The 23,155-nt window shown below is 61.1% G+C and carries 19 protein-coding genes; 8 read left to right on the plus strand and 11 right to left on the minus strand.

Annotation, left to right across the window (positions count from 1 at the left end; all coding sequences use genetic code 11):
* Positions 1-205 precede the first annotated feature (205 nt).
* From CLU92_RS07825 to CLU92_RS07845, 4 genes are all read left to right on the plus strand, one after another.
* The gene (locus tag CLU92_RS07825; protein ID WP_101481413.1) at positions 206-6,172 is read left to right on the plus strand and encodes an Ig-like domain-containing protein; all 5,967 of its coding nucleotides are present in this window, start codon (positions 206-208) and stop codon (positions 6,170-6,172) included.
* A 1,299-nt stretch (positions 6,173-7,471) separates the two neighbouring features.
* The gene (locus CLU92_RS28185; RefSeq protein WP_257561018.1) at positions 7,472-7,699 is read left to right on the plus strand and encodes a type II toxin-antitoxin system HicA family toxin; all 228 of its coding nucleotides are present in this window, start codon (positions 7,472-7,474) and stop codon (positions 7,697-7,699) included.
* A gap of 8 nt (positions 7,700-7,707) precedes the next feature.
* Entirely contained in the window at positions 7,708-8,124 is a 417-nt protein-coding gene (locus tag CLU92_RS07840) for a type II toxin-antitoxin system HicB family antitoxin (RefSeq protein ID WP_101481414.1), read from the plus strand.
* 415 nt (positions 8,125-8,539) lie between these two features.
* Complete coding sequence (locus CLU92_RS07845) at positions 8,540-9,088, plus strand: DUF2939 domain-containing protein (protein WP_180338456.1); 549 nt, start codon at positions 8,540-8,542, stop codon at positions 9,086-9,088.
* A 49-nt stretch (positions 9,089-9,137) separates the two neighbouring features.
* Here CLU92_RS07845 and CLU92_RS07850 read toward each other — a convergent pair whose 3' ends face one another.
* The 6 genes from CLU92_RS07850 to CLU92_RS07885 all read right to left on the minus strand — a co-directional run bounded on the left by CLU92_RS07850 (position 9,138) and on the right by CLU92_RS07885 (position 15,574).
* Positions 9,138-10,472: a transporter gene (locus CLU92_RS07850; RefSeq protein ID WP_101481416.1), complete on the minus strand. Its 1,335-nt coding sequence runs from the start codon at positions 10,470-10,472 to the stop codon at positions 9,138-9,140.
* Positions 10,473-10,588: 116 nt separating this feature from the next.
* The gene (locus tag CLU92_RS07855) at positions 10,589-11,092 is read right to left on the minus strand and encodes a hypothetical protein (RefSeq protein WP_133991268.1); all 504 of its coding nucleotides are present in this window, start codon (positions 11,090-11,092) and stop codon (positions 10,589-10,591) included.
* Between the two features lie 29 nt (positions 11,093-11,121).
* Positions 11,122-11,859, minus strand: a complete 738-nt coding sequence (locus CLU92_RS07860) for a C39 family peptidase (protein ID WP_101481418.1) — start codon at positions 11,857-11,859, stop codon at positions 11,122-11,124.
* Positions 11,860-11,861: 2 nt separating this feature from the next.
* A complete protein-coding gene (locus tag CLU92_RS07865) occupies positions 11,862-12,236 on the minus strand; it encodes a hypothetical protein (RefSeq protein ID WP_101484555.1) in 375 nt (124 codons plus the stop codon).
* Positions 12,237-12,375: 139 nt separating this feature from the next.
* Complete coding sequence (locus CLU92_RS27725) at positions 12,376-13,923, minus strand: hypothetical protein (protein ID WP_180338457.1); 1,548 nt, start codon at positions 13,921-13,923, stop codon at positions 12,376-12,378.
* Between the two features lie 367 nt (positions 13,924-14,290).
* Positions 14,291-15,574 carry a sigma-54 dependent transcriptional regulator gene (locus CLU92_RS07885; protein ID WP_257561019.1) on the minus strand — a complete coding sequence of 428 codons (1,284 nt, stop codon included), beginning with the start codon at positions 15,572-15,574 and terminating at the stop codon, positions 14,291-14,293.
* Between the two features lie 767 nt (positions 15,575-16,341).
* Here CLU92_RS07885 and CLU92_RS07890 point away from each other — a divergent pair.
* Together CLU92_RS07890 and CLU92_RS07895 are read left to right on the plus strand one after the other, a co-directional pair.
* On the plus strand, positions 16,342-17,007 hold the full coding sequence (locus CLU92_RS07890; protein ID WP_101481422.1) for a hypothetical protein: 666 nt from the start codon (positions 16,342-16,344) through the stop codon (positions 17,005-17,007).
* Positions 17,008-17,122: 115 nt separating this feature from the next.
* Positions 17,123-17,518 carry a GNAT family N-acetyltransferase gene (locus tag CLU92_RS07895; RefSeq protein WP_208327786.1) on the plus strand — a complete coding sequence of 132 codons (396 nt, stop codon included), beginning with the start codon at positions 17,123-17,125 and terminating at the stop codon, positions 17,516-17,518.
* 59 nt (positions 17,519-17,577) lie between these two features.
* Here the strand turns inward: CLU92_RS07895 and CLU92_RS07900 are convergent, their stop codons facing one another.
* Positions 17,578-18,270 (minus strand): DUF3334 family protein, encoded by a 693-nt coding sequence (locus CLU92_RS07900; protein ID WP_101481424.1) that lies wholly within the window; start codon positions 18,268-18,270, stop codon positions 17,578-17,580.
* Between the two features lie 301 nt (positions 18,271-18,571).
* Complete coding sequence (locus CLU92_RS07910; RefSeq protein WP_101481426.1) at positions 18,572-20,209, minus strand: methyl-accepting chemotaxis protein; 1,638 nt, start codon at positions 20,207-20,209, stop codon at positions 18,572-18,574.
* 136 nt (positions 20,210-20,345) lie between these two features.
* On the opposite strand from CLU92_RS07910, the gene CLU92_RS07915 reads away from it, so the two are divergent.
* Complete coding sequence (locus CLU92_RS07915; protein WP_101481427.1) at positions 20,346-21,164, plus strand: AraC family transcriptional regulator; 819 nt, start codon at positions 20,346-20,348, stop codon at positions 21,162-21,164.
* Here CLU92_RS07915 and CLU92_RS07920 read toward each other — a convergent pair.
* Genes CLU92_RS07920 through CLU92_RS28195 form a run of 3 tightly spaced genes read right to left on the minus strand, consistent with a single transcriptional unit; the run spans position 21,161 to position 22,586 of the window.
* The gene (locus CLU92_RS07920) at positions 21,161-21,418 is read right to left on the minus strand and encodes a DUF1488 family protein (RefSeq protein WP_101481428.1); all 258 of its coding nucleotides are present in this window, start codon (positions 21,416-21,418) and stop codon (positions 21,161-21,163) included. The genes CLU92_RS07915 and CLU92_RS07920 overlap by 4 nt on opposite strands.
* Positions 21,419-21,433: 15 nt before the next feature.
* The gene (locus CLU92_RS28190; RefSeq protein WP_257561021.1) at positions 21,434-21,892 is read right to left on the minus strand and encodes a sensor histidine kinase KdpD; all 459 of its coding nucleotides are present in this window, start codon (positions 21,890-21,892) and stop codon (positions 21,434-21,436) included.
* A complete protein-coding gene (locus tag CLU92_RS28195; RefSeq protein WP_257561022.1) occupies positions 21,873-22,586 on the minus strand; it encodes a hypothetical protein in 714 nt (237 codons plus the stop codon). The genes CLU92_RS28190 and CLU92_RS28195 overlap by 20 nt, the downstream gene beginning before the upstream one ends.
* Positions 22,587-22,761: 175 nt before the next feature.
* On the opposite strand from CLU92_RS28195, the gene CLU92_RS07930 reads away from it, so the two are divergent.
* The gene (locus tag CLU92_RS07930) at positions 22,762-23,079 is read left to right on the plus strand and encodes a hypothetical protein (RefSeq protein ID WP_101481429.1); all 318 of its coding nucleotides are present in this window, start codon (positions 22,762-22,764) and stop codon (positions 23,077-23,079) included.
* Positions 23,080-23,155 lie beyond the last annotated feature (76 nt).

Genomic DNA, 23,155 nt, shown 5'->3' on the forward strand with positions numbered 1-23,155 from the left:
GTCGGCAGACGTGGGTGACATCTCCGTAGCGCCACGGGCAATATCGGCTTTAATGCGATATGTTGAAATAAGGAAATAAATTAATGTAAACTGTACCACGTGCGATGCCGAAGCGCCATCATCTCAATGTTGCATTTTTCACCAAGCGCCAGACTCCCGATACTCACCCATCGCTATTCACTCTTTTCCTTTGGACGGTACACATATGATTACGCAAACTTCTATTTTATTCATAGACTGCCGTGTGAAGGATGCCGCCAGCTTGCTGGCCGAGCTGGCGCCCGATGTCGAAGTCATCACACTCGATGCCGGACAGGATGGCTTGAGTCAGATGGCCGCGGCGCTGGCCGGACGCAGCGGCATCAGCGCCATCCACGTCGTCTCGCACGGCGCCGAGGGCATGGCACAACTGGGCAGCCTGGCGCTGAACAACGATAGTATCGCTTCCCATGCGGCGGACCTGGCAACGATAGGCAAGGCGCTTGCCGCCGATGGCGATATCTTGCTGTACGGCTGCGGCACGGGGGCCGGCACCTCCGGCGCCGCGCTGGTGCAATCGCTGGCCACGCTGACGGGTGCCGATGTCGCCGCTTCCAGCGACGTCACGGGCGCGGCCAACCTTGGCGGCAACTGGATATTGGAAGTGCAGGCCGGCCACATCGAAGCGGCACTGCCATTCAACGCGCAGGCGATGCAGAACTTCCACGAAACGCTGGCCACCGGTACGGCACTGACACCGGCGGTCCCTGGCAACTACAACAGTAATCAAGGCATTGCGCTACTCAGCAATGGCGGCCATGTCGACGTCTTCCTGCAGCAGATCGGCGGTGATAATTCCTACTATGGCGAGCCGCCGCAGTATTCGGCCAAGATCGTGGTCGCCAACGGCGCCAACCAGATCGTGCAGAACCTGACGGTATCGGGCAGTGACTATGTGATAAACGCCTCTGTCGCTAAGCTGGTCAACGGCGGTTTCGTTGTTGGCTGGAGCGCCGACACCTCTGCCGCGCATGACTTAAACGGCAGCAAGGCGCTGTACTACCAAATCTATGACAACGCGGGCGTGCCGCAAGGCGGCGCCCAGCAGCTCAGCAGCGTGGGAGGATCGGGCGTTGCTCTGACGGCGCTGGCCGATGGCGGTTTTGCCGCTGCCTTTGCCGCCCAATCCAACAATGCCGAGGGCCTAGTGGTGTATGGCTATGACAATGGCGTCATCACGCGTACGCAGGAGACTCTTGTCGGCGGCAACACCGGCCCGAATTTCAGCAATGGCGCCGATACGAACGTGCGCCTGTGGTCGGTGTCCAGCAGCAACGGTGGCACGCCGTCCATCATGCAGCTGTCCGACGGCAGCATCGTCGTCACCGATTCCGTGTACGCCTACGGTTCGCCTACCTACACGCCGATCGGCGAATATGCGTTCAAATACTCCAGCGCCGGCGTGCCGGTCAATTTCGCCTCTGGCTACTCGACCCAGCGCCTCAACTGGTCCTACGACATCTCCCAAAACAGTGGCCAGCATGCGATTGCGCTTAAGGACGGTGGCTTCGCGGTCGTCAGCCTGAACGCCTATTCTGGCGGCTCGCCAGCATACTCGTATGAGCTGATGCTGTTCAATAATGACGGCACACCCATCAACCCGGGCGACACCTTGACGCACAACGTCAGCGTGCCGGGCGGTGGCTCAACCACGCCGAAGACCTATTTTGCCAAGACCATCGCCATCGATAGCACCGACCCGACCGACATGTACGGTTCCACGCGCTTTGCTGTGGTGGAGGCGAGCAATGGCAAGATCCTGATCGCCTTGCCGAATGAGGAAAACGCGGGTCTCGATATCTACACTTTCAGCAAGACCGGCACCGCATTGAGCGGGCCGGTCGATACGAACATCGTGCCGACGCCGGGAATGTGGATAGGGCATCCGGTGCTGGCACCCGCCGTCGACGGCGGCTACGCGCTCTCGTATGACGAATACAGCCACGACGTCAATTACCTGTATAGCGGCACGGCCTACAGCTATGGTACGCCGTACTCGGAGGTCCCGAATACGGCGCCCGCGTTCACGGGCGCCATCACTGCAGCGAACGCCGCGCAGAACGGCGTGGCTATCGACCTAGCCACCTTGCTGCATGTCAGTGACAGCGACAGCGGCCAGACATTGACCTGGTCGCAAAGCGTGGCACCCTCGCACGGCACGCTCACCTTTACCGCTGCCAGCGCGAGTTCCGGCAGCGCCAACGTGACGCCCGGCGGCGTCATCACCTATACGCCGACGGCTGGTTTTGCCGGCAGCGACAGCTTCACGGTGCAGGTCAGCGACGGCGTCGCTACCGTCACGCGCGTCATCACCGTCAAAGTGGCGCCTGTGACGCCTGGCGCGCCAGACCTGGCGGCCGCTTCCGACAGCGGCATCAGCTCCAGTGACAACATCACCAACAGCGCCGTCCTCTCCTTCAGCGGCACGGGTGCGGCCGGCGACAGCGGCAGCACGGTGCAGGTGTTTATCGACAAAAACGGCAACGGCAGCTACGATCCCGGCACGGATAGCACCGCTGCCGCCACCATGAGCGCCGGTGTCTGGACAGTCAATAACCTAAGCACCAGCGGCTTGGCCGATGGCCAGTACAATGTGTATGCCATTACCACCTCAGCCACCGGCAGCATCAACAGCGCGCTTAGCGCGCCATTCAACTTGACCATCGACAAGACGGCGCCCGCCACCACGTTCGGCGGGATGGCGCTGTCGGAAGACACGGGCGCTGGCTCCACCGATTTCATTACCAGCGTCGGGGCGCAAACAATCAGGGCCACGCTGAGCGTGGCGCCGGCCGCCGGCGAGATGGTGCAGGGCTCACTGGACAATGGCGCCAACTGGATCAACCTCAGCACCATGGTGAACGGCACGTCGCTGGCCTGGACCGGCGTCACCCTGGGTGCCAGTGGCACCATTTTACTGCGCGTGGTCGACGTCGCCGGCAACGTCAGCCTCTCGGCGGGCCAAGCCTATACACTGGACACCAGCGCGCCGTTAGCGCCAACGGCGCCGGCACTAAGCACCAGCAGCGACAGCGGCGTGCTCGGCGACGGAATCAGCAACGTCGCCACGCCAACGTACACCGGCCAAGGGGAAGCCTACGCCCAGGTAAAGCTGTACGATACAGACGGGGTCACTGTGCTCGGCACGAGCACAGCCGATGGTTTGGGCAACTGGAGCATCGCCAGCACGGCGCTGAGCGAAGGCACGCATACGCTGAGCGCAAAACAGACTGATGCGGCGGGAAATGTGTCCGGCGCTTCGAGCAATTTCAGCTATACCCTCGACACGGTCGCACCGTCAGGCATGGCGCTGAGCACGACTTCGGTACCCTTGTCGGGCGCAACCGTTGGCGCTACCCTGGCCACCCTGTCGGCCACCGACACCACCGCCCTTTCTTACGCTTTCGCTACAGGCAACGGTGTTATCGATGCCGACAACGGCAAGTTCGCGGTCTCGGGCAATTCACTGGTAGCCTCACAGAGTCTCGCGGCCGGCACTTACCATATTTACATAGCGGCGTCGGACGCGGCCGGCAACCAGTCACTCCAGTTCTTCGCCATCGACGTCGTCGATGCACCCGGCGTGCTCTCCATCGCGCGCGCCGGCGGTGCCTCAGCCACAGTGCCGGCGGCAGCCGCGTCGCTGAGCTACACGGTCACCTTTAGCCAGGCCGTGAACGGCGTAGATGCCAGCGACTTCAGCGTGATCGGCAGCGGCACGGCTGAAGGCACTATCGCGTCGGTCACCGGCAGCGGCGACACCTATACGGTGACTGTCACCGGCATCAACGGCGACGGTAACCTGCGACTGGACTTGAATGGCAGCGGCACCGGCATCGCGAACGGCTCCGCCACCGGCATCATCGGCGGCGGCTACCAAGGCCAGAGCTACACGCTGGACCATACGGCGGCCGCCGCGCCTTCCACACCTGTCATGAGCGCCGTCACCGATACGGGTACCTCGAACAGCGACGCCATCACCAGCAACACTACACCTGTCTTCACGGGCACCAGCGAGGCCAATGCCGCGGTAAAGCTGTACGATACAGACGGCGTCACTGTGCTCGGCGCGAGCACGGCCGATGGTTCGGGTAACTGGAGCATCACCAGCAGCACGCTACAGGAGGGCAGCCATACGCTGACCGTCAAGCAGACCGACGCCGCCGGTAATGTCTCGGTTTCCAGCGGCGCGTTGGCCGTCGTCATAGATACCAACGCTGCGGCACCCGCTGCACCCGTGCTGGCCATCGCCAGCGACAGCGGCACACCAGGCGACGGCATCACCAAGTTCGCCACGCCGACCATCACGGGCACGGCCGAGGCCTTTTCTAGCGTGACCTTGTACGATACCGACAAAACGACCGTACTTGGCACGGCCACGACCAACGCCAGCGGTGCCTGGAGTATCGTCTCGGCCAGCTTGGTCGACGGCGTCCATACCTTGAACGTGAAGCAGACCGACCTTGCCGGAAACGTGTCCGCCATCGGCGCCGGCCTCGTGCTGACGATCGATACGCAGGCGCCCTCCGCGCCATCAGCGCCGACGCTGGCTGCTGCTAGCGACAGCGGCACCGTAGGCGACAACATCACCAGTATCTCCGCACCGCTCATTAAAGGCAGCGCGGATGCAAACGCCACCGTCAGGCTGTACGATACGAACGGCACCACCGTACTGGGCACGGCCGTCGCCGATGGCGCGGGCAACTGGAGCATTACCAGCAGCACGTTGGCGGTGGGAGCGCATACCCTGAGTGCCAGGCAGCTGGACCTGGCGGGCAACGAGTCGCCGGCTGGAGCAACACTGTCCCTGACGATAGAGACGCCACCAATTCCACCGGCTCCACCGCCCACCAAGATCGACGGCGTGCTAGTGACGCAGTTGCCGGTCACCTTGCCGGGCGGCGGTATGGGCACGCAAACTGTCATTCCGATCGTGAGCAACGACCGCAGCGATTCAAGCGGCAATACCAATGTTGCCGACATCCCGCTGGTGACGGCGGGCGCGAATAACCTGCTGCTAGCGCAGTTAGCCCCAGGCTTCGGCTTGACGACCAGCGGCGGCGCCAGCGAGCCGGCCGGCAACGCCGCCGAACACCTGATCCAGGCCATTCTGGCGGCTACACCCGGCCATCCTGCCAGCGACCAAGGGCACTTGACGGGCAATGGCGTAACCTTCCTGAACCAGTTGGCCGCCAGCGTGCCGCTGCTGGTGCAGACCATTGTGCCGACCAGTACGCCGACAGCGCCGAGCGGCGCGTTGACGGTCACTGGCACGAGTACCGATGGGCAGCATACGGCGCTGGTCATCGACACCAGCCATCTGGCCGCTGGCAGCACGCTGGTGCTAAACGCGGTGGATTTCGCCGCCATTGTCGGCAGTGCTAATGTGGTCGGCAACACCGTGGGGCAGATTTTGACGGGCGATGCCGCCAGCCAGCAATTCACAGTGTCCGCTACCAGCGGCGGCGCGGTCTTCTCGGGAGGCGGCAACGATAGTCTGGTGTTCAATTCTCCGTCGGCCGCGCCGGCCGGCGACAGGGCTATGGCCGCGCTGGCTGCGGCGGACGCCGGCATGACCACCATCCTGCACGGCGGACAGGACAAAGACACAGTGGTTTTCAGCGGCGCCAGTTCCGACTACACGGTGGATGCTCATGACGGCTACCTGATCGTGACCGCCAAGGCGCAACCAACGCAGCACGCGCTGGTTTTGAACGTGGAGAGCCTGAAATTCAGCGATGTCACGGTGGCCGTAGAAAATCGCGGCGTGCTGACCTCAATCGCCGGCCTGTACCAGAGTGTCCTGGGCCGCCAGGCCGACTACCTGGGTATCGAATACTGGGCCACGGCGGAAAAGAATGGCGCCAGCCTGGGCAAGATCGCAATCGACATGATCAGTGGCGCGGAGGCCAACGTGTCGCGACCCACACCGTTCAATGGCAACAGCGCGCATGATTTGGAGCTGCTTTACCAGGGCATATTCGGTCGCCACAGCGATGCTGCCGGTCTGGTTTACTGGGACGACAAGATGAAAAAAGGCATGAGCCTGGAGCAGGTGGCGCAGAATTTTATCGTTTTCGATGAAATGAACGTGCACAAGATTGCGGTACAAGACTGGAACTTCTTTGTCTAAATACTTTGCCGGAAAAGCGTTCCGTTGCAACGGCGGAGTGTTTCTTCTGGCATGAACCATTGAGAGCGCGGGGCGCAGGCCATGCGCAAGCCTGGCACCAAGCATTCTTTATAGCATGCGGGCCTTCGCCGTTGGAGCTCTGTTGGTAGAGGAGCATATTTGCATGCGAAGGTCGTCAGTTCGACATCGGCCAACAACACCAGTAATTAGAATTAAAACCAGAGGGTTACATGCTTCGGCCTGTAACCCTTTTCTATTTTCGGAAGATGAATCAATAGCAACCCTTGACCACCGCTTCCAAGTCCGCCTCACATAACAGCCCGCGCGGCCTGCCCAACACCGGCGCTACGGCCACATGCCGTTGCCGCGCACAAATGCCTGACACATCCCCCCCGTCACGGCAACCTCCTCCGTCTGCACGATCAAGGTTTGAATATCTCGCGCCACCGCGTCAGAAAGTAGCCTGCCGGAGAGATCGACTGCAACGCCGGCAGCGGCGCCACCGGAACCGGCCCGATATCACCGTGCAAGGTTTACAGTCAACGTTCCGCAACTGGTGCTTGGAATCGGTCGCAAAATCGTTCCCGTACGAAGTTTGCGAGCATAACCTGTGTCACCGCCCGTGCCAAGCAGGGCCGCGATGAATTGCGGCGGAGCCTCCTGGCCATGATCCGTCGGTGAACTTCGCCCGTTTTCTAAGCTCTGTCTTCTCGATACTCAAAAAAAAGCCGCCAGCACAGTGATACGGCAGGCGACGAACAATGATCGAGAGGGGTGGACTTTCTTGGCTTTTATCCACCGTATTGGCTACTAGGCCCCACCTCGCGGTCTGGGCCTCTCGAAACTGGAGGGGGTGACGGGCCTCGAACCCGCGTCGCCGACTTGGAAGGCCCGCGCTCTATCACTTGAGCATCACCCGCGAAAACTAGTTACCGGTTACAGCGTCCTGCGCCAAATAGCCGCGCCTACAATACGTGTCAGCTGGGTACAATCTAACCTGCTCGCGACGTGTGGCGTCAACTGAGTATCTCCGGGCGGGTGCTCCGAAACTCATCAGCCGATTTTTGACCCGTGCGCACTGAAGTGGCGCTTCTAACGCCGGCAGCAGCCGGGATTGGCGACTGGCAGTGTTTTTTGGGGACTCCCTACTTCATGATGCACGCCCTTTACTGACCTGCGGCGGCCTGATCGCGCGTGCATCGGGTCAGACCACGCGAATAAATAAACATTTCTGCTTATATTGTTTGCCAGAATAAGCAGAATTGCTTATACTCTGGCCATCAAAAAAACAAAGGGGCAATGAAACAGCGTGAGTTTGTACTGTGGCTCAAGCAGAACGGAGCGACTTTCAAGGATGACACGAACCACCTGAAGGTCTATCTAAACGGCAAACAGACCATCCTCCCGAGGCACCCAAGCAAGGAGCTGAAAACAGGCCTTGTTGAAACAACTAAACCTGAAATGAGGCAAGCCCTGAAAGGGGTTTGCAGCATGATTCGCAGCACCGCAGTATCAGCATTCTTCTGAGGACGACCATGAAATATCCAGCAACTTTTACACCAGATCCGGATGGCGGCTATGTCGTCACGTTCCGCGATATCCCAGAAGCGATCGCTCAGGGCGACGACGAAGTCGAGGCGCTCGCCGAAGCCCGCTCTGTCCTTGCCACAGCAATGGATTTTTACTTTGAGGACCGCCGCGCCGCGCCGGCGCCATCAGCAGCGCTGCCTGGCGAGCGCCTTATTAGCCTGCCGGCCAGCGTTAGCGCCAAGGTACTGCTGCTGAATGAAATGGCCGCACAGGATATCAGACCGGTCGAGCTGGCCCGGCGCCTGGGCGTGAAGCCCCAAGAGGTAACGCGACTGCTCGACCTGGCGCATACAACCAAGATCGACGCTATCGAAAACGCGATGCATGCACTTGGTCGAGAACTTGAGGTGGTTGCGGCATAACTGTGCAACGAAGTATGCGGCCAGCGTCGTGTTGCACGAATCCGACGGCCAGAGGGTGACCTCTGCCGCCAGCTTCTTACAGCTAAAATAGAAAAACCACCTCAAGGGTGGCTTCGTCTTTCGCCCCCACGACAATAATGCGTGGTGAGCGGAAAATTCAAGGCGAGCAGAGCCAATGCGGGCCGGGTACTGTCACAAGTTCCAGCTACTCAGTTAAAACAACTAGTTAGGTACTTTTCTCCCATAATACAGCACCCACCCTCTTCCACTCTATAGTGGTCCAGCAGGGGCACGCTGAGTCAATGCGGAGGAAGTCAGGAGGGAGATGATGGCAAGAAAATACTATTGCAGCTGTTCTATTTAGCGGATACCCTGCGTGGCATCCGTTTTCCACACATCACCTTGCAGGCATCCCTTGAAAAAAATCACCATAGCCGTCAGCGTGGCCGTCATTGCCTTCGCCGCCAGCGCCTACGCTTCGCCCTACTACGCCTTGCACCAGATCAAGACTGCCCTGGCCGAACGCAATGCCGAAACCCTGGCTACACACGTGGACTTCCCCGCCCTGCGCGCCAGCGTCAAGGCGCAGCTGGAGGCCAGCATGGCCCGCAGCATCGAGGCGACTGCCGGCAGCGGCAACCCGCTGGCCGCCTTGGGCCAGTCGATCGCTGGCGCCATGCTGGGCAAGATGGTCGACACCATGGTTTCGCCCGCCGGTGTCGTGGCGCTGGTCAACAAGAGCGCCGTCAGCCCGCAAGCGGGAGCAGAAGGCGATGCGGATGCGCCCGCCGATGGCGCGCAGAAAAAAGCCGGGTACATCGCAGGCTATGCCGGCGTCAACACCTTCGTCGTGCGGACCAAGGAAGGCAGCGGCCAGAACGGTGCGCTGGTCTTGCAACGCCACGGTGTGTGGGACTGGAAACTGAGTTCGATCGAGATTGCGTCGGCGATGGCGGTCCGCTAGCGGTGCAGTTGCGGCAGCCTGTTGGCGGCTGCCGCTCGCCCGCACGCCATTAAAAGGTCATCGGCAACCTGACTGATATGGACACATCGGGCGTATCGCGCGTCAGGCCGGCGCCCACCGACACGTTCAGGCTCCGATCCTTGCTAAGGCGATACGAAAACCCCATCAGCAGGGTACCCAGCTGCGTGCGCACGGAACCGGGCACGGTCACGCCATTTTGACGCGTGCGTCCAACGCTGCTGTGATCGTAGCCCAGACTGAGCGACGCCTTTTCATTCAGCGCCAGGCCGATGCCGAAATTCACGCCGAAAATTTTCCCCGGCTCGATGGTGCCCAGCGGTTCGCGCGCGCCATCGAGCACCAGGCGGCTGACATCAGTGCGCTTGAAGCTGTGCAGGTAGCTGATACTGCCAAAGAATACGGCGGGATCAGAGGGATACAGCCAGGTCAGGCTGGGCTGCAGGGAATAGAATCCGGAACCGGTGGGCAAGTCCAGCGGCAAGCCCGTACCCGTCGCATTTTCGCCCACGCAGCGCTGCGTACAGTCCGTGACGACCTGGAACGGATCGCGTCCGGTGCGCGACTTGAAGCGCAGGCCGGCCACGTAGTACGGCTTGTCGGCGCCGCCATTGTTCAGCTGGTAGCGGGCGGCCACCTCGATATCGCCCAAGGCGCGCCCGCTCGTGTCGAACACCCGCTCCGAGGCCGTGCCGGTGAACAGTTCGCGGCTGACGGTAGCATCGGAGCGATACACATACGGTACCCTGGCTTCGACTTCAAGGCGGTTGGTCAAGCCGGTGCGCACGGTCAGCGCGCCGGTCAGGGTATTGCGCTTGACTTCGCGCACATCGATCAAGCCGATCAGCAAGGCGGGAATAATGGTGTAGCCGACCAGGGCGACCCGGTTGCTGGACGAGTAGCCGAATTGCATCGACGGTTCCAGCACGTAGCTCCCCTTGGGCGTGAGCACCCCGGGCTGTTCGAACAGGGGCGCCACTTCGGGCGGCCGGACGGGCTGGCTTGGCGCAACTCCCACCGGTTGGGGCGTCGATGGCGGCGTCTGCGGAGCGGACCCGGTGTCCTGCATGTCCGCCAGCGACAGGTAAGCCGCCCGCAACCCTGTGCCCCGCTGCCTGGCCAGGCTGTTATTGTCGACAGGTTCATTGCCCTGCAGCACGTCGATGCGGCGTTGCTGATCATGCATCGATGCGCGCAGCGCCTCCAGCAGGTGCCGCTGTTCGGCCAATTGCGCTTTCAGGCTTTCCAGCTGCGCCACCAGATCGTCCTGGCTGGCGCCGGGCGCTTGCTGGGCCTGAACGGCTGCACACAGCAGAAAAGCTGATACACCCGCCGTACCAAATCGCAATAAGTAAAGATGCCGCATAGTCTCTCCCGATGACAAGCCCTGCCTATCAGTAGCCGGCGCGGGCAGCACAACCGCAATGGCCCGGCGCTACTGCACGATGCCGCCCAGGGAATCCGGGCGGCTTGCTGAAAACTCTATCTGGAACCTGCAACATTGCCTAGTGCATTTTGCAAGGTATCCTGGAAGTTCGCCAGCTTCAGCAATTGAAGACTGTTCACGCTGCTATTGACGATGGTCTGGGTACGCAAGACCTGGTCATTCAAGCTGTTCTGGATCACGGTGCCGGCCATCGTTTGCGCCATCGGGCCTGGCGAAAACACATTGCCGGCACCATTTTGCACGACATTCATCGACGTGATTGCCGTGCGCGCCAGGCTCGCTTCTTCGACGCTCAGGTGCGCCACGTCGGCAATCGTGAACGCCACGCTGGAAACCACATTGCCATTGATGCTGACCAGGCGCTCTATGCCCAGGGACAGGCTCAAGCCACCTGGCATGTCGAAGCCGCCCCGAGTTTGCTCCAGCGTTTCTTCGCTGACCGCCGTCCATCCCGCTTCCGGCAGTGCGGCGTCAGTATTCTGCGCGACAACAAGCAGGCAGGCCAAGCTCGCAGCAGCTAACCGCTCTTTCTTGTACATACATCCTCCAGCGTGGCGTTTGCCCGCCATTAGAAATTCCCACCGTCATTCTTCGGCATGGTGAGCTGATCGAGCCCGCTGCGGCTGATCGCCAGTCCCAGTGGCGCTTGCGGCGCCGCGCGCCAGTCATCGACATCATTGAAGCGGGCTGCCTGCATCGCCACATCATCCACCGGGCCCGGTGCGGACGATGTCGCACGGCCATGGATTACAAACAACAAACGGCCCTGCCAGATCGCCTCGAAACCGGCGCGCGGCATGGCACGGGTGCCGCCGGCAGGATCGCCGATCAGCACACGGCTCTGGTTCAGCCCCTTGACCACGACAAAATGCCGATAGCCTTTTTCGGCCACCAGCACGATGGCGGGAAAGCCCGCCTCAGCCAACTTATCCAACGGCAACTGAAACCCGTCGGCCAGAAAGCCGCGGCTTGCAAGAAAACGCTTGATGTCGAGCAAGGAAAATCCCTCTTTGCGAATCTTTTGCTGATCACCTTGCTTATACATTTGTTCAAAAACAAACTCTTCCGTCACAGGATCGGCGTAATGATGGGTCAACAGGGTGGCCACCGCAGCGGAACCACAACTGAAGTCGTATTGCTGATGCAAAGTGCGCTGGAAACGCGCCTCGCGCATGCTGACCAGCGGCACATTAAAGCGTGCACTGCCGAAGGCGCCGATATCGGCTGCGCCCGCGCCTGCGGATGCCACGCCGCCAAGCAAGGGCAGGCAAAGCGTGAGCAGCGAGCATGTGCGAGTCGTGGCCATGCCTAGTGCAACTGCAAATTGATGATGGTGGCGTTCTGGATCAACACATTGGCGCCCGAATTCTGAATGACGATAGGGATGCCGGAAGCGTTGGCAAACGCGGCACCATCGATCGTGTTGGCCCCCGTGCTGATGTAGCTGGCCGAGTTGCCAGTGACGAAGCCGCTCAGGCGTGCTTCATTGGTAACCGTATCGGTACCGCCACGCGCCTGATCCAGGGCGGATTCGCCAGCGGCCCGGCCAAGGCCCACGGCAAACGTCACATCCGCCGCCAGCGGCATCAGCGCGGTCAGCGACGTGGGCGGAGTGGCAATAATCGGCAGATTAAACTCTGGCCCGGCAAGCAAGGGCAGCGCCCTTGCTTCCTGTGCAGCCATGACGCCTGTGGAAACACAGGCCAGACTGGCACAGCATATCGAATGAAAAAAAAGGCGCATGCTCATCCCCTTGTTCATGACCTGTGATGCTCCGCCGCAGCATTGCCACGGCGGAGCCTGACACCAAGCAAGCGCTAGCCTAGCGTCCCACTGCCAGATTGGCCTGCACCGTCACACTTTGCTGTATCAGCGAAGAAATGCCGCTGTTCTGGCTGATAACCAGCAAGCCTGCCGCCGACTGCGCGGTACCGGTCATGGTGTTGGACATGTCGAACGTACCGGCATTGACGGCCAACGCACCGCCGGCACCGCCCGTGCCGCCAGCGCCAGCACCGCCAGTTGCCGCGCCGCCCGTGTTGGTGCCACCGCTACCGGCCGCGCCACCGGTATTGCTGCCGCCGCCTGCACCGCCAGCACCGCCAGCACCGGCAATGGCACTGCCGTTCGAAGGCGAGCCGTTAGTCGCGCTGCCATTGCTCGAACTGCCGCCAGCCGCACCGGCACCCCCGGTGTTTTGCGCCATCCCGCTGCTGCCGCCACTGCCGCCAGTCGCACCAGCAGCGCCGCTGCCGCCGGTGCTGGTGCCACCCGTGCCGGCACCACCAGCACCACCGCTACCGCCAGTTGCAGCAGCCCCGGCGCCACCCGTACTCGTCAATGCAGCGCCAGCACCACCGGCACCGGAGCCACTTCCCCCGCCTGCGGCACCTGCGCCAGCCGTATTGGTGCCACCAGCACCACCGGCGCCGCCCGTCGCAGTACCACCGGTGGAAGTGGAGACGCCGCCACCCGCATTCCTGGCGCGGCTGTTGGCACTGCCGCTGCCGCCATCGCCGCCAGCGGCGCTACGGCTATAGCCACCGTCGCCACCTGCACCGCCGTAGGCATTGCCGCTGTCACCGCCGTTGCCGCCTGTCGTGCTGCCGGTACTGCCGCCAGCGCCGCCAGTGGCACTGCCTGCCAAGCCACCCCTGCCGCCGTTGCCGCCAGACACATCGCCACCGGCCGCACCGCGGCCACCTGCGCCGCCTGTGCCGCCAGCACCGCCATCGCCGGTACTGGCATTCTTGGCCAGGCCGCCCGCACCACCAGCCCCGGCCGTGCTGTCACCCACCATCGCTGCGCCATTGGTGGCACTGCCATTCCTGGCGTTGCCACCGCTCGCACCCGATGCGCCAGCGCCACCGGCGGCAGCACCACCCGTGCCACCCTTGCCGTAGGCATCGCCACTCTGTGCTTTGCCGCCGATGCCCCCCATGCCTGTGCCACCGCTGGTATTGCCATTATTGGTGGCGACATTGCCAATGTTACTGACCGTGTTGCCCGACACCGCGCCACTCAGGGTGCTCGCTGCAGTTGCCGTCGACGTATTGAAGGCATTTGCCGCGCTACTGGTGCTGGTGCCGCCATTGTTTGCCGCGGATGCGCCCAACGCACTGGCATTCGCGTTGCCGCTGCTATTGTTTTTCCCTGTGCTCTTGTCGTTATTCTGGTCCGAGTTATTGTCCTGCGTAGCGGTGGAGTTCGCGTTCGCCCCGGGCCCGGCGCCGGACAGCGTCGTGGTATTGCTCGCCGTCTGGGTATTGTTACCCGTGACATCATCGACCCTGGTCGAGCCATTGTTCTGGGCATGGGCGCTGAAGCCGAAGGCCAGCGCTACCGCTGCCGCGATGAGAGTTTTTTTCATTGCAGTTTCCTCTTTAAAAGTTGATCAGGATGCTGGCACCAGACTGACTCGTCAGGTACACAGCTTCACAGCAAATTTGGTGCCAGCAATAAAAAAATCGGCCAAGCCATTGAATTGAAACGCCTTATTCGATGACCGCCGGCTTGCGTGGCATTCCCCTCGGAAACTTGACAAACAAAACACGGAAAACTGTCACAGCCATGTGCCACCCGCTTTTCAGCCACGGCTTGCTAAAACAGCGATATCGACGAAGAATCAAGCACTTGCAAGACGCCATGCCGGTCCTGCGACTGTCTCAATTCTGTTACACCGTTACAGCTGCAACTATCCACACGCAGGGCAAGGGACTTCCCCCGGGGCGCCAGGTTCAACATTCGATATTGAGCTTTTTGATCATCCGGTACAGCGTCATGCGCGACACGCCCAGATTGCGTGCGGCCTTGCTGACATTGCTGTCGGCACTGGCCAGGCAGGCCTGCACGGCGTCACGGTCCGCGCGCAAGCGAATACTGCCGAGTGCAACATCGGCGCCTGGCGCGTCCGCAGTGGACAAGCCCAGGTCCTGCGGCAGGATCGCCCTGCCCTCTGCCATCACCATGGCACGCCGCACCCGGTTGATCAATTCGCGCACATTGCCCGGCCAGGTATGGTTGCAGATCGCCTCGACGGCTGCGTTACTGAAGCCACGCACCAGCGGCGCCCGCTCCGAGACATAGGTGGCAAAAAAATGGTTTGCCAGCAACATCAAGTCTTCCTTCCGTTCGCGCAAAGGAGGGACATCGAGCGCCAGCACATTGAGCCGGTAATACAAATCTTCCCGGAACCGCCCCTGCTGCACGGCCTCCAGCAAATTGACATGCGAAGCAGCAATGACGCGCGCGTCCACGGCGGTACTGTGCGTGGAGCCGACACGGTAAATCGTTTTTTCCTGCAGAAAGCGCAGCAAATTGGTTTGCAAGGGGAGCGGCAGGTCGCCTATCTCGTCAAGAAATACCGTGCCTCCTGCCGCCGACTCGATCAAGCCCCGCTTGTCCCGGGTGGCCCCGGTGAATGCACCCCGTTCATGGCCGAATAGCTCGGATTGCGCCAGGCCAGCCGGAATCGCGCCACAATTAATGGGCACGAAGGGCCCTGCCGCGCGCGCGGAATGGACGTGTATCGCTTGCGCCGTCAGCTCCTTGCCACTGCCAGACTCGCCCCAGATCAGTACTGGCGCGCTGGCACCTGCGACCTTGAGGATCTGGCGCCGCAAGCGGCCAATGGCGACGCCACTGCCCTTGAGCGCCATATCAGGCTGTTCCAGCGCACACAGTGGCGCTTCCGGCATCTCGCGCAAAGTGGCGTAGCCATAAGCATGGCCCAGGGTATGGCGCAGCCGCAGCATGTCGACAGGCAAGGTGTGGTAATCATAGCAATGATCGCGTACCAGACGCCGGCATGCCGCCGTCTGCAAGGCACGCGGTGGAAAAATGCCCACCCATTGCATATCCCAATGCTGATGCAAGAAACTGTCGATTTCTCCCAGCCCGTCGAGCGGGGAAATCAGCACCCCCACCGGAAAAGCCTGCGTGCGCAACGCACGTGCCGCGGCAGCCAGGCTCGTCACGGCGCAGACTTTCCAGCCTTCCCACGCCACGCCAAACTGCCGCATGCTTGCCTCATGCTGCGAGCCAGTGCCACTCAAATCGATACACAATAACTGTCGTTTCAACATCCAGCCTCCAAATGGACTGCCATCATCAGGAAACATCCCGCCATCGCGTCCCGCGAGTAGAAGCGCCCGTGGGGCTAGCCCATAATCTGTCGCACTCATGCAAGCCAGTCTTGCTTTTCGGCATGATGAAAACGATGAAAAGGCTACAGCGGATTAACACACCGTCAGAGCCACAGCGCCGCCAACATGACCCTTTTCCAGCAACATACAAAAGCCCAATTGCACCTGGCACAGCCAACTACCTGAAGCAAATAGTTACGTTAATAATCAATGACTTAAGATAATTACTGGCAAAGAAATACAGGCAATGGAGCAGCTCTATGGCAGCGTAGCGAGAATTGTGTAGATGTGTGACAATTATATTGATATACATCAATGTGGTGCTAATAAATACTCTTCTTTTCTAGTGATTTAATATTTTTTTGCCACACTGTGTTTCCCATTGGAATCAAATCAGCATACATAATTTTGAATTGGAAATTAATATTTCCAGCGTTTAAGTACCATGCACAATGTCGCTTTCCAGAAAGTAAATAAGCGAATAGATGGAATGCGCCAGCCCCCCGTTATCTGGCGGAGCGCAATCGCCCTCCTTGCCGTGCGCGCATAGGCAAACTCGCCATTCGATGCCAGAATGCATGGCATTTCTTTCCATGCCACAGCGCGCGCCACTTGCCGCGCACGCCGCACCTCCAAGAGATCCCATGCTGACAAAACACATTTTCACGCTGGCCATCGCCGCCGGCCTCGCCAACCCGCTCCAGGCTGCCGAGCCAATTGACATGCGGCAAGCCGAGCGTAGCCACTCTGTTGCCTCGCGCATGCAGGCGGAAACGTCCAGCGCCGCCGATCCCGATGCCCCCGCGCTGTTGCCCGTGCCCAGCGACATTTCGCTGGCCGAGCTGGAGCGCCGCTGGGCGCTGGGCCTGGCGCAGGTTGCCGAAAAACACTATAGCAGCGCACTCGACCCGGCCGCGCTGACGGCCCTGGCGCAGCAGATGGCGTGCCACGATATCGTCGGCGTGCAACCATATGGTTTTCCGCTGGAACGGGCGCATCCTACCGTCCTGAGCGGCGCGCACCTGCTGGCGCGCTGCCCGGACCGCGCCTATCTGACGATCACGGCAATGTCGATGGCGGGCAAGACGGGCAAGCGCGTTACGATTTCGCCGCAATCGTTCCATCAGACGGTGGACGGCAGGCCCGCGCGGCGCCTGTATTACAAGGCGCCCAGCGGCCGCCAGAAGGAAACGCTGACCATCATCGATGGCAGTTATGTGTACGCGCTCGAGTACTGGTCGCTCGATGACAGCCAGCACAGCAGCATGGTCGGCAAGTCTCGTTTGGAAACATTGACGTTGCCGCAATAAAGACGGGTGCAAAGAAGAGAAATACTGTATATTCATACAGTTATTAACTATCATGCTGTCAGCCATGCCTGCCACACCGCACAAGGACTCGCCCTACACCATCTGCGTCAGCGCCATGCTCGACGCGCAGGCTGAACAAACCATCCTTGAAGGATTGAACGCCTACAACGATGCCATCACCGGCTATAGCGACAGGCAAGTATTGAACGTGGTCGTGCGCGATCGGGAGAGCCAGCGCGTGCTGGGCGGCGCCATGGGCAGAACCTCGCTGGGTCTGCTGTTTCTCGATTTGTTTTATTTGCCCGCTGCCTTGCGGGGACAGGGCCTGGGCAGCCAGGTACTGGCGCAGTTCGAGGAAGAAGGCCGCCGGCGCGGCTGCGCCTCGGCGGTGCTGTACACCATCAGTTTCCAGGCGCCCGAATTTTACGAGCGCCGCGGCTGGCGCCGCTTCGGTGACATCGCCTGCAGTCCCGAAGGCACGAGCCGGGTGTTCATGAGCAAGACCCTGTAGGCTGTCAACGACAGTGGCCGGTGGCAGACATGCCGCCAGCCACTGTCCGCGACAGCTGCTTACATGCCCAGGGACTTGAGCAGGTCGGCGTTGTCGTCGTCTTCCGGTTCCGCCGCAGGCGCCGGGGCGGCGTCGCGTTCGCGGTTCGCGTATTCGGTATCCATCAGCGAGTCGGCATCGACTTCACGGGAATCGAAATCGTGCAACTTGATGAACTCGGTACGGTCGATCGCCAGTTCCAGATAGAAAATGTTGTTCTTTTCCGTGTAGAAGGTGACGCGGCGCATTTCCGGGCGGTCTAGCGGCGTGTCAACGCTGAGCATCACCTGCTTGTTCAGCACCAGCATCTTCGGCTGGCTCTGGGTGATATTCGTTTGCAATTCGCGTCGCACCTTGCCCGTGAAATCGCCCACGATCTGGTTCATCAGCTCACCCATGATGTTCGACACTTCGTCCGACGTGTAGAAACTTGCCAGTTCCGACTTCGGCATACCCATGTGCAACATATAGCGCTCATAGATTTCCATCGCCGTATCGGCGGCGAAATTGAGCACCACCAGGCCCGTGAAACCGCCATCGAACATCACGAAGCAACCGATGTCCGGCTTCAGGCCGGTCTTGGTGATGCGCTGCACCATGCCTGAATAATTGACTTTACTTTGCGTTGCAACGTTGAGCACCCGAACTACCGAGTTACACAAACTCATCAACAAATCTTCTGTACCGTACACAACATCCTTTTCTGCATCCATGAGCAACCTCTCCTACTATTTTAAAGATGACAGCACTGTTTCCCTGCCCGTCGCGAGCCGAAACACGACAGTTTCGCTCAGCAAGCGGACGACTTCACCTTTGCATGCCTGACCTTGCCTGGCCGTGCGAGCCGCGTTGCCGCTGGCACGAACCGCCCTCTTACCTTTTTCCGTATAGAAATAAGTATCAGATGCGCAGAATACCCAGATGTAACATTTCCGTCCAGCCATACCTGCATTTACTTGACGATCTGTGCGGAAATGCCATACGCCGCCGTCCGCGGGGCCACAGTGCCGGATCCTAGGCGCCCATGCTCAAGCCCAGGGACCGGCGCGCGGCAGGCCGTGCCACGCCTGCCTGCGTGGCCGGCGGCGCATCCTTCAAGCGAAACACTTGCACGGCGTGAGACAGCTGCGCCGCCTGATCCTGCATGGCATTGGCCGCGGCCGCCGCTTCCTCGACCAAGGCCGCATTTTGCTGTGTCACCTGGTCCATCTGGCTGATGGCTTCATTGACCTGCTCGATACCGAGGCGCTGCTCTTCGCTCGCATCCGTGATCTCACCGATGATGGCACTCAGGCGCTGCACGCTGTCGACCACGTCCTGCATGGTGGCACCGGCCTGGTCGACCAGCTTGCTGCCCGCCCCCACCTTGTCCACCGAATCATCGATCAAACCCTTGATTTCCTTGGCGGCGCTGGCCGAACGGTGGGCCAGGTTGCGCACTTCCGTGGCCACCACGGCGAAACCACGCCCCTGTTCGCCCGCCCGAGCAGCCTCGACGGCGGCATTCAGGGCCAGGATATTCGTCTGGAAGGCGATGCTGTCGATCACGCCGATGATGTCGGCAATCTTGCGCGAGGAATCATTGATCGAACCCATGGTCTGCACCACTTCGGACACTACCGCCCCTCCCTTGACAGCCACGGCAGACGCCGCCGAGGCCAGCGCGCGCGCCGCCAGCGCATTGTCCGCATTCTGCTTGACGGCGGCAGTCAACTCTTCCATTGACGATGCCGTTTCTTCCAGCGAACTGGCCTGCTGTTCCGTGCGCGATGACAAGTCCATATTGCCCGCCGCGATCTGGCTCGACGCCGTGGCAATCGTCTCCGTGCCGCCGCGCACCTCGCCCACGATACGTACCAGGGCCGCATTCATGTCGCGCAGGGCGGCCATCAACTGCCCCGTCTCATCTTGTGAACGCACGTCGATGTGGCTGCCCAGATCACCTTGCGCAACGCGCTTGGCCAGCGCCACGGCTGCGCTCAGGGGAACGGTGATGTTGCGGGTCAACCACATGGCCAGAACCGCCGCCAGCAGGACGGCGACGGCGCCTCCTCCCAATAGCACCAGCGTGGTGCGCGTCTTCAGGGCAGCAGCCTCGTCGGCGCGCTGCGCCAGCAGCATACTTTCCGTCTTGCCTATGTCGGCCAGCAAGACGCGCATCGCATCCATGTCCGACTTGCCCTTGCCCGCTTGCTCTGCCGCCACGACCGCATCGATGTTGCCATCGACGGCCGCTGCTCGGCGCAGGGCGATCACGGGCTCGATGGCGCTCACCTGCCACTGTTGCCGGGTACGCTCCAGCACCGCCAAGCGCTCCTGCTGCGTTGGGTTGTCCGCCGTCAGGGCGCGGATCTTCTGCAAATGCTGGTCGAAACTGCGGTGGCCCGCGACCAGCGGCTCCAGCGAGCTGTCCTTGCCGGTCAAGGCAAATCCCCGCTGGCCCGTTTCGATATTGATCAGGCTTTCCAGCAGACTGCTTGCCTCGGCCAGTACCTCGTAGGTGTGGATGTTCAAGCCATTCGCCTCGCCCAGCCGCGACAAATTCGTTTGTGCGGACGCGACCAGTATCGCCAGCAAGGCGACGACGGCGCCAAAGGCCAGATACAGGCGGGTGCCGATCTTTAAGTTGGACAATGCGTTGGACAATGCCATGTTGACTCTCCATTCAGGTGGCGCAGTAAAAAAAATGTTGTCCAGGACAAACATCGGGCCATCATCATAGCGATAAAAACGGAAACATTAGTTGCTTTTAGTCTACAATTTATATCTTTCCGTCTCTTTGTTAACCATGGATCGTCTGTCTGCCCTGTTGATACGCATGGAGTTCTCTGCCGACACCTTCTTCGAGGGGGCGTTTTGCGGAAGCAACCACTTTCCGGCCCAGCCGGGAACGGGCCACCTGCACCTGGTGCGGCGGGGACCTGCGACCTTCACCCACGACGATGGCACGCTGCTGCAGGTCGACGTGCCCTCGCTGGTGTTCTATCCGCGCTCGCTGGCGCATGGCCTGGACACGGGCGCCGGCACGGCACGGCTGTTGTGCGCCACCGTCCGCCTGGCGGGCGATGGCGCTGCCGTGCTCGATAAGCTGCCGCCCTGCCTGCACATCCCGCTGGCGCAACTACCGGCCATGGCCGGCGTGCTCGACCTGCTGTTCGATGAAGCGCAGCTTGGGGGGCTGGGGCAGAAACTGGTGCTCAATCGCCTGTGCGACGTGCTGCTCGTCCAGTTGCTCCGCCATGCACTGACCAGCAAGCTGATATCGGCCTCGCGCCTGTTCGGCGTCTCCGACACGGCCCTCGGCAAAGCCCTGGCGGCCATGCACGACCATCCCGGGCGCCACTGGACGGTGGCATCGCTGGCCAGCCTGTGCGGCATGTCGCGCAGCCGCTTCGCGCGCCAGTTCCACGCGGCCATCGGTTGCCCGCCGGCCGAATACCTGACGGGCCAGCGCATGCTGCGCGCCAAGGCGCTACTCCAGCAAGGCTGGCTGGTGCAGGATGTCGCGCTGGAAGTGGGCTATGCCAGTCAGCCAGCCTTCACCCGGGCCTTCCGCGCATGCACCAGCCTGTCGCCGCGCGACTGGCTGGCACAGGGAGGCAGCTAGAAGTCGAGCGCCCGCAAGACCACGCTGTTGACCAGCAGATCACGGCTCAGATAAGCAAAGGCCCGCTGGCCGATACGCAGGCGGTGGGTGTCGAAGATGGACAGCCAGTCGCCGCCCTGGCCCTGGTCCAGGCTGCGCAATGCCGTCACGGTAATGCGGCAAGTCTTCCCCGCCCCGAAAACGGCGAGATGGAAGTGGATGGCGTCTCCCGCCGGTTCGAGCGCGACGCTGTCGCGCGGGATGTCATAGGGCATGGCCGCCGCATCCGCTCATGTGACGAAGGTGGCGACAGCCCCGGCATGCCGGGGCAGGTCGATGACGAAGACGCAGCCATGGCCAGGCACGCTGTCCACGCTCAAGGTGCCGCCATTCGCTTCCACGCTGCGGCGGGCAATCGACAGCCCCAGCCCCAGGCCCGTCTTGTTGGCACCGCCTTGCGTAAAGGGCAGGAACATGTCATCTGCGGCCTCCGGCGACAGGCCGGCGCCGTTATCCTCCACTTCGATCCTGATCCTTTCGCCGTGCGCATAGGCGCGCAGCACCACCGTCCCATTCGGTGCGCCAAACTTGAAGGCATTCTGCAGCAGGTTGCCCACGGCGGAAAGCAGCAAATCCTGGTCAGCATAGAGCTGCGGCATGGGAGAGACCTCTTCCACGATCAAGGTAAAGTGCAGCAAGTCCGCTTCCAGCCTGGCTGAATAGCTCAGCTCACTGATGAAGTTGCTCACGGAAAAAACCGTGCGTTGCAAGGTCAGGCCTGCCTCCACACCGCACTTCGGCCAGCGAGCGATCGATCAGGGTACGCAAACCCACGAGGCTGCGGTCGAGCACGGCGCCAGTGGCGCCCGTCACGCCCATGCCGCCCTGCTTGATCGCCGCGACGGCCAGGCCTGCCGTGCTGAGGTGATTGCGCAGCTCATGGGCGAAGAAGCCGATACGCTGGCTCAGTGCCAGTGCCTGCTCGTTGGCGATGAGCACATCGCGCCGCTGGATAAATTCGGAGACAGCTTCGGCAATGCCGTTATCAAGGCAACGGTTCAGTGTCCTGAATTCCTCGACGGCAAATTGCTCACCCAACGCCACGGCAAGATCGCTGACAGCCTGGCACAGGTCGCCATAATCGTGCACCACCTGACTGACGGAATAGCCGAGCGCCAGCAATTGCCCGCCGTGCGTGTTCGCGCTGTCGGCCAGCTCCGATATACCCGCCGCACTACCGTCGGCGGGACCGGAAATGGCCAGGCTTTGCGCCAGTTTGCCCGCCTCTTCCGCTTTCAGGGTACGGATCAGCTGATCCAGGAAGATGGGAATGCCTTCACTTAACTGCTTTTCAGTCGAAAAACGCAGGGGCCGCTTGGCGACTTTGTCACGGCAACGGCGCTCCAGCTCGGCGCGGTTTTCCGCGAGGAATAAATGCATCATGGCGTTTTCGGCAATCTCAATGATTAAGAATAGGCCAGCCTAGCGCGATGACCTGCCAAGCACCGTCTGCTATCGAACATAGTTGCGCGCACGCCCGTCCGGTGCCGTGCAGCGCAGGCATCGGCCATCTCCCTGTGCTATTGTCATCGGATACATAACCAAGCAGGTGCCTCGCATGCCAAACATCGTTACCAGCGTTTCATTCCGTTACCTCGATCCGCGCCAAAAGGAACCGGGCCCGAGCAGGGAATTCATCAACCAGAACATTCTGCTGCCGCCGGGCGCCCATCTGCCGCGCATGGGCGAAGCCATCGAACTGATGCACTGGGACTTGAAGCGCGACATGAAATCGGGCGTGTATTCCGTCCTGTTCATCCACACGCGCATCGCCTTGTTTGATGGCAATGACAAGCCATCGGGCTGGCACAGCACAATTACCGTGGGACCGCTGTCCGACGACATCGACGCGCGCTTCCTCGCCGCTGCCTCCTGACAGCCGTGCGGCCCTTGTTGCACCCAGGCTTGAACACCTAAAATAGTGCTTTATATTAAACATGACCGTGACGGCA

Origin of the sequence: Janthinobacterium sp. 61 (assembly GCF_002846335.1) — a bacterium.
Taxonomy (GTDB): domain Bacteria; phylum Pseudomonadota; class Gammaproteobacteria; order Burkholderiales; family Burkholderiaceae_D; genus Janthinobacterium.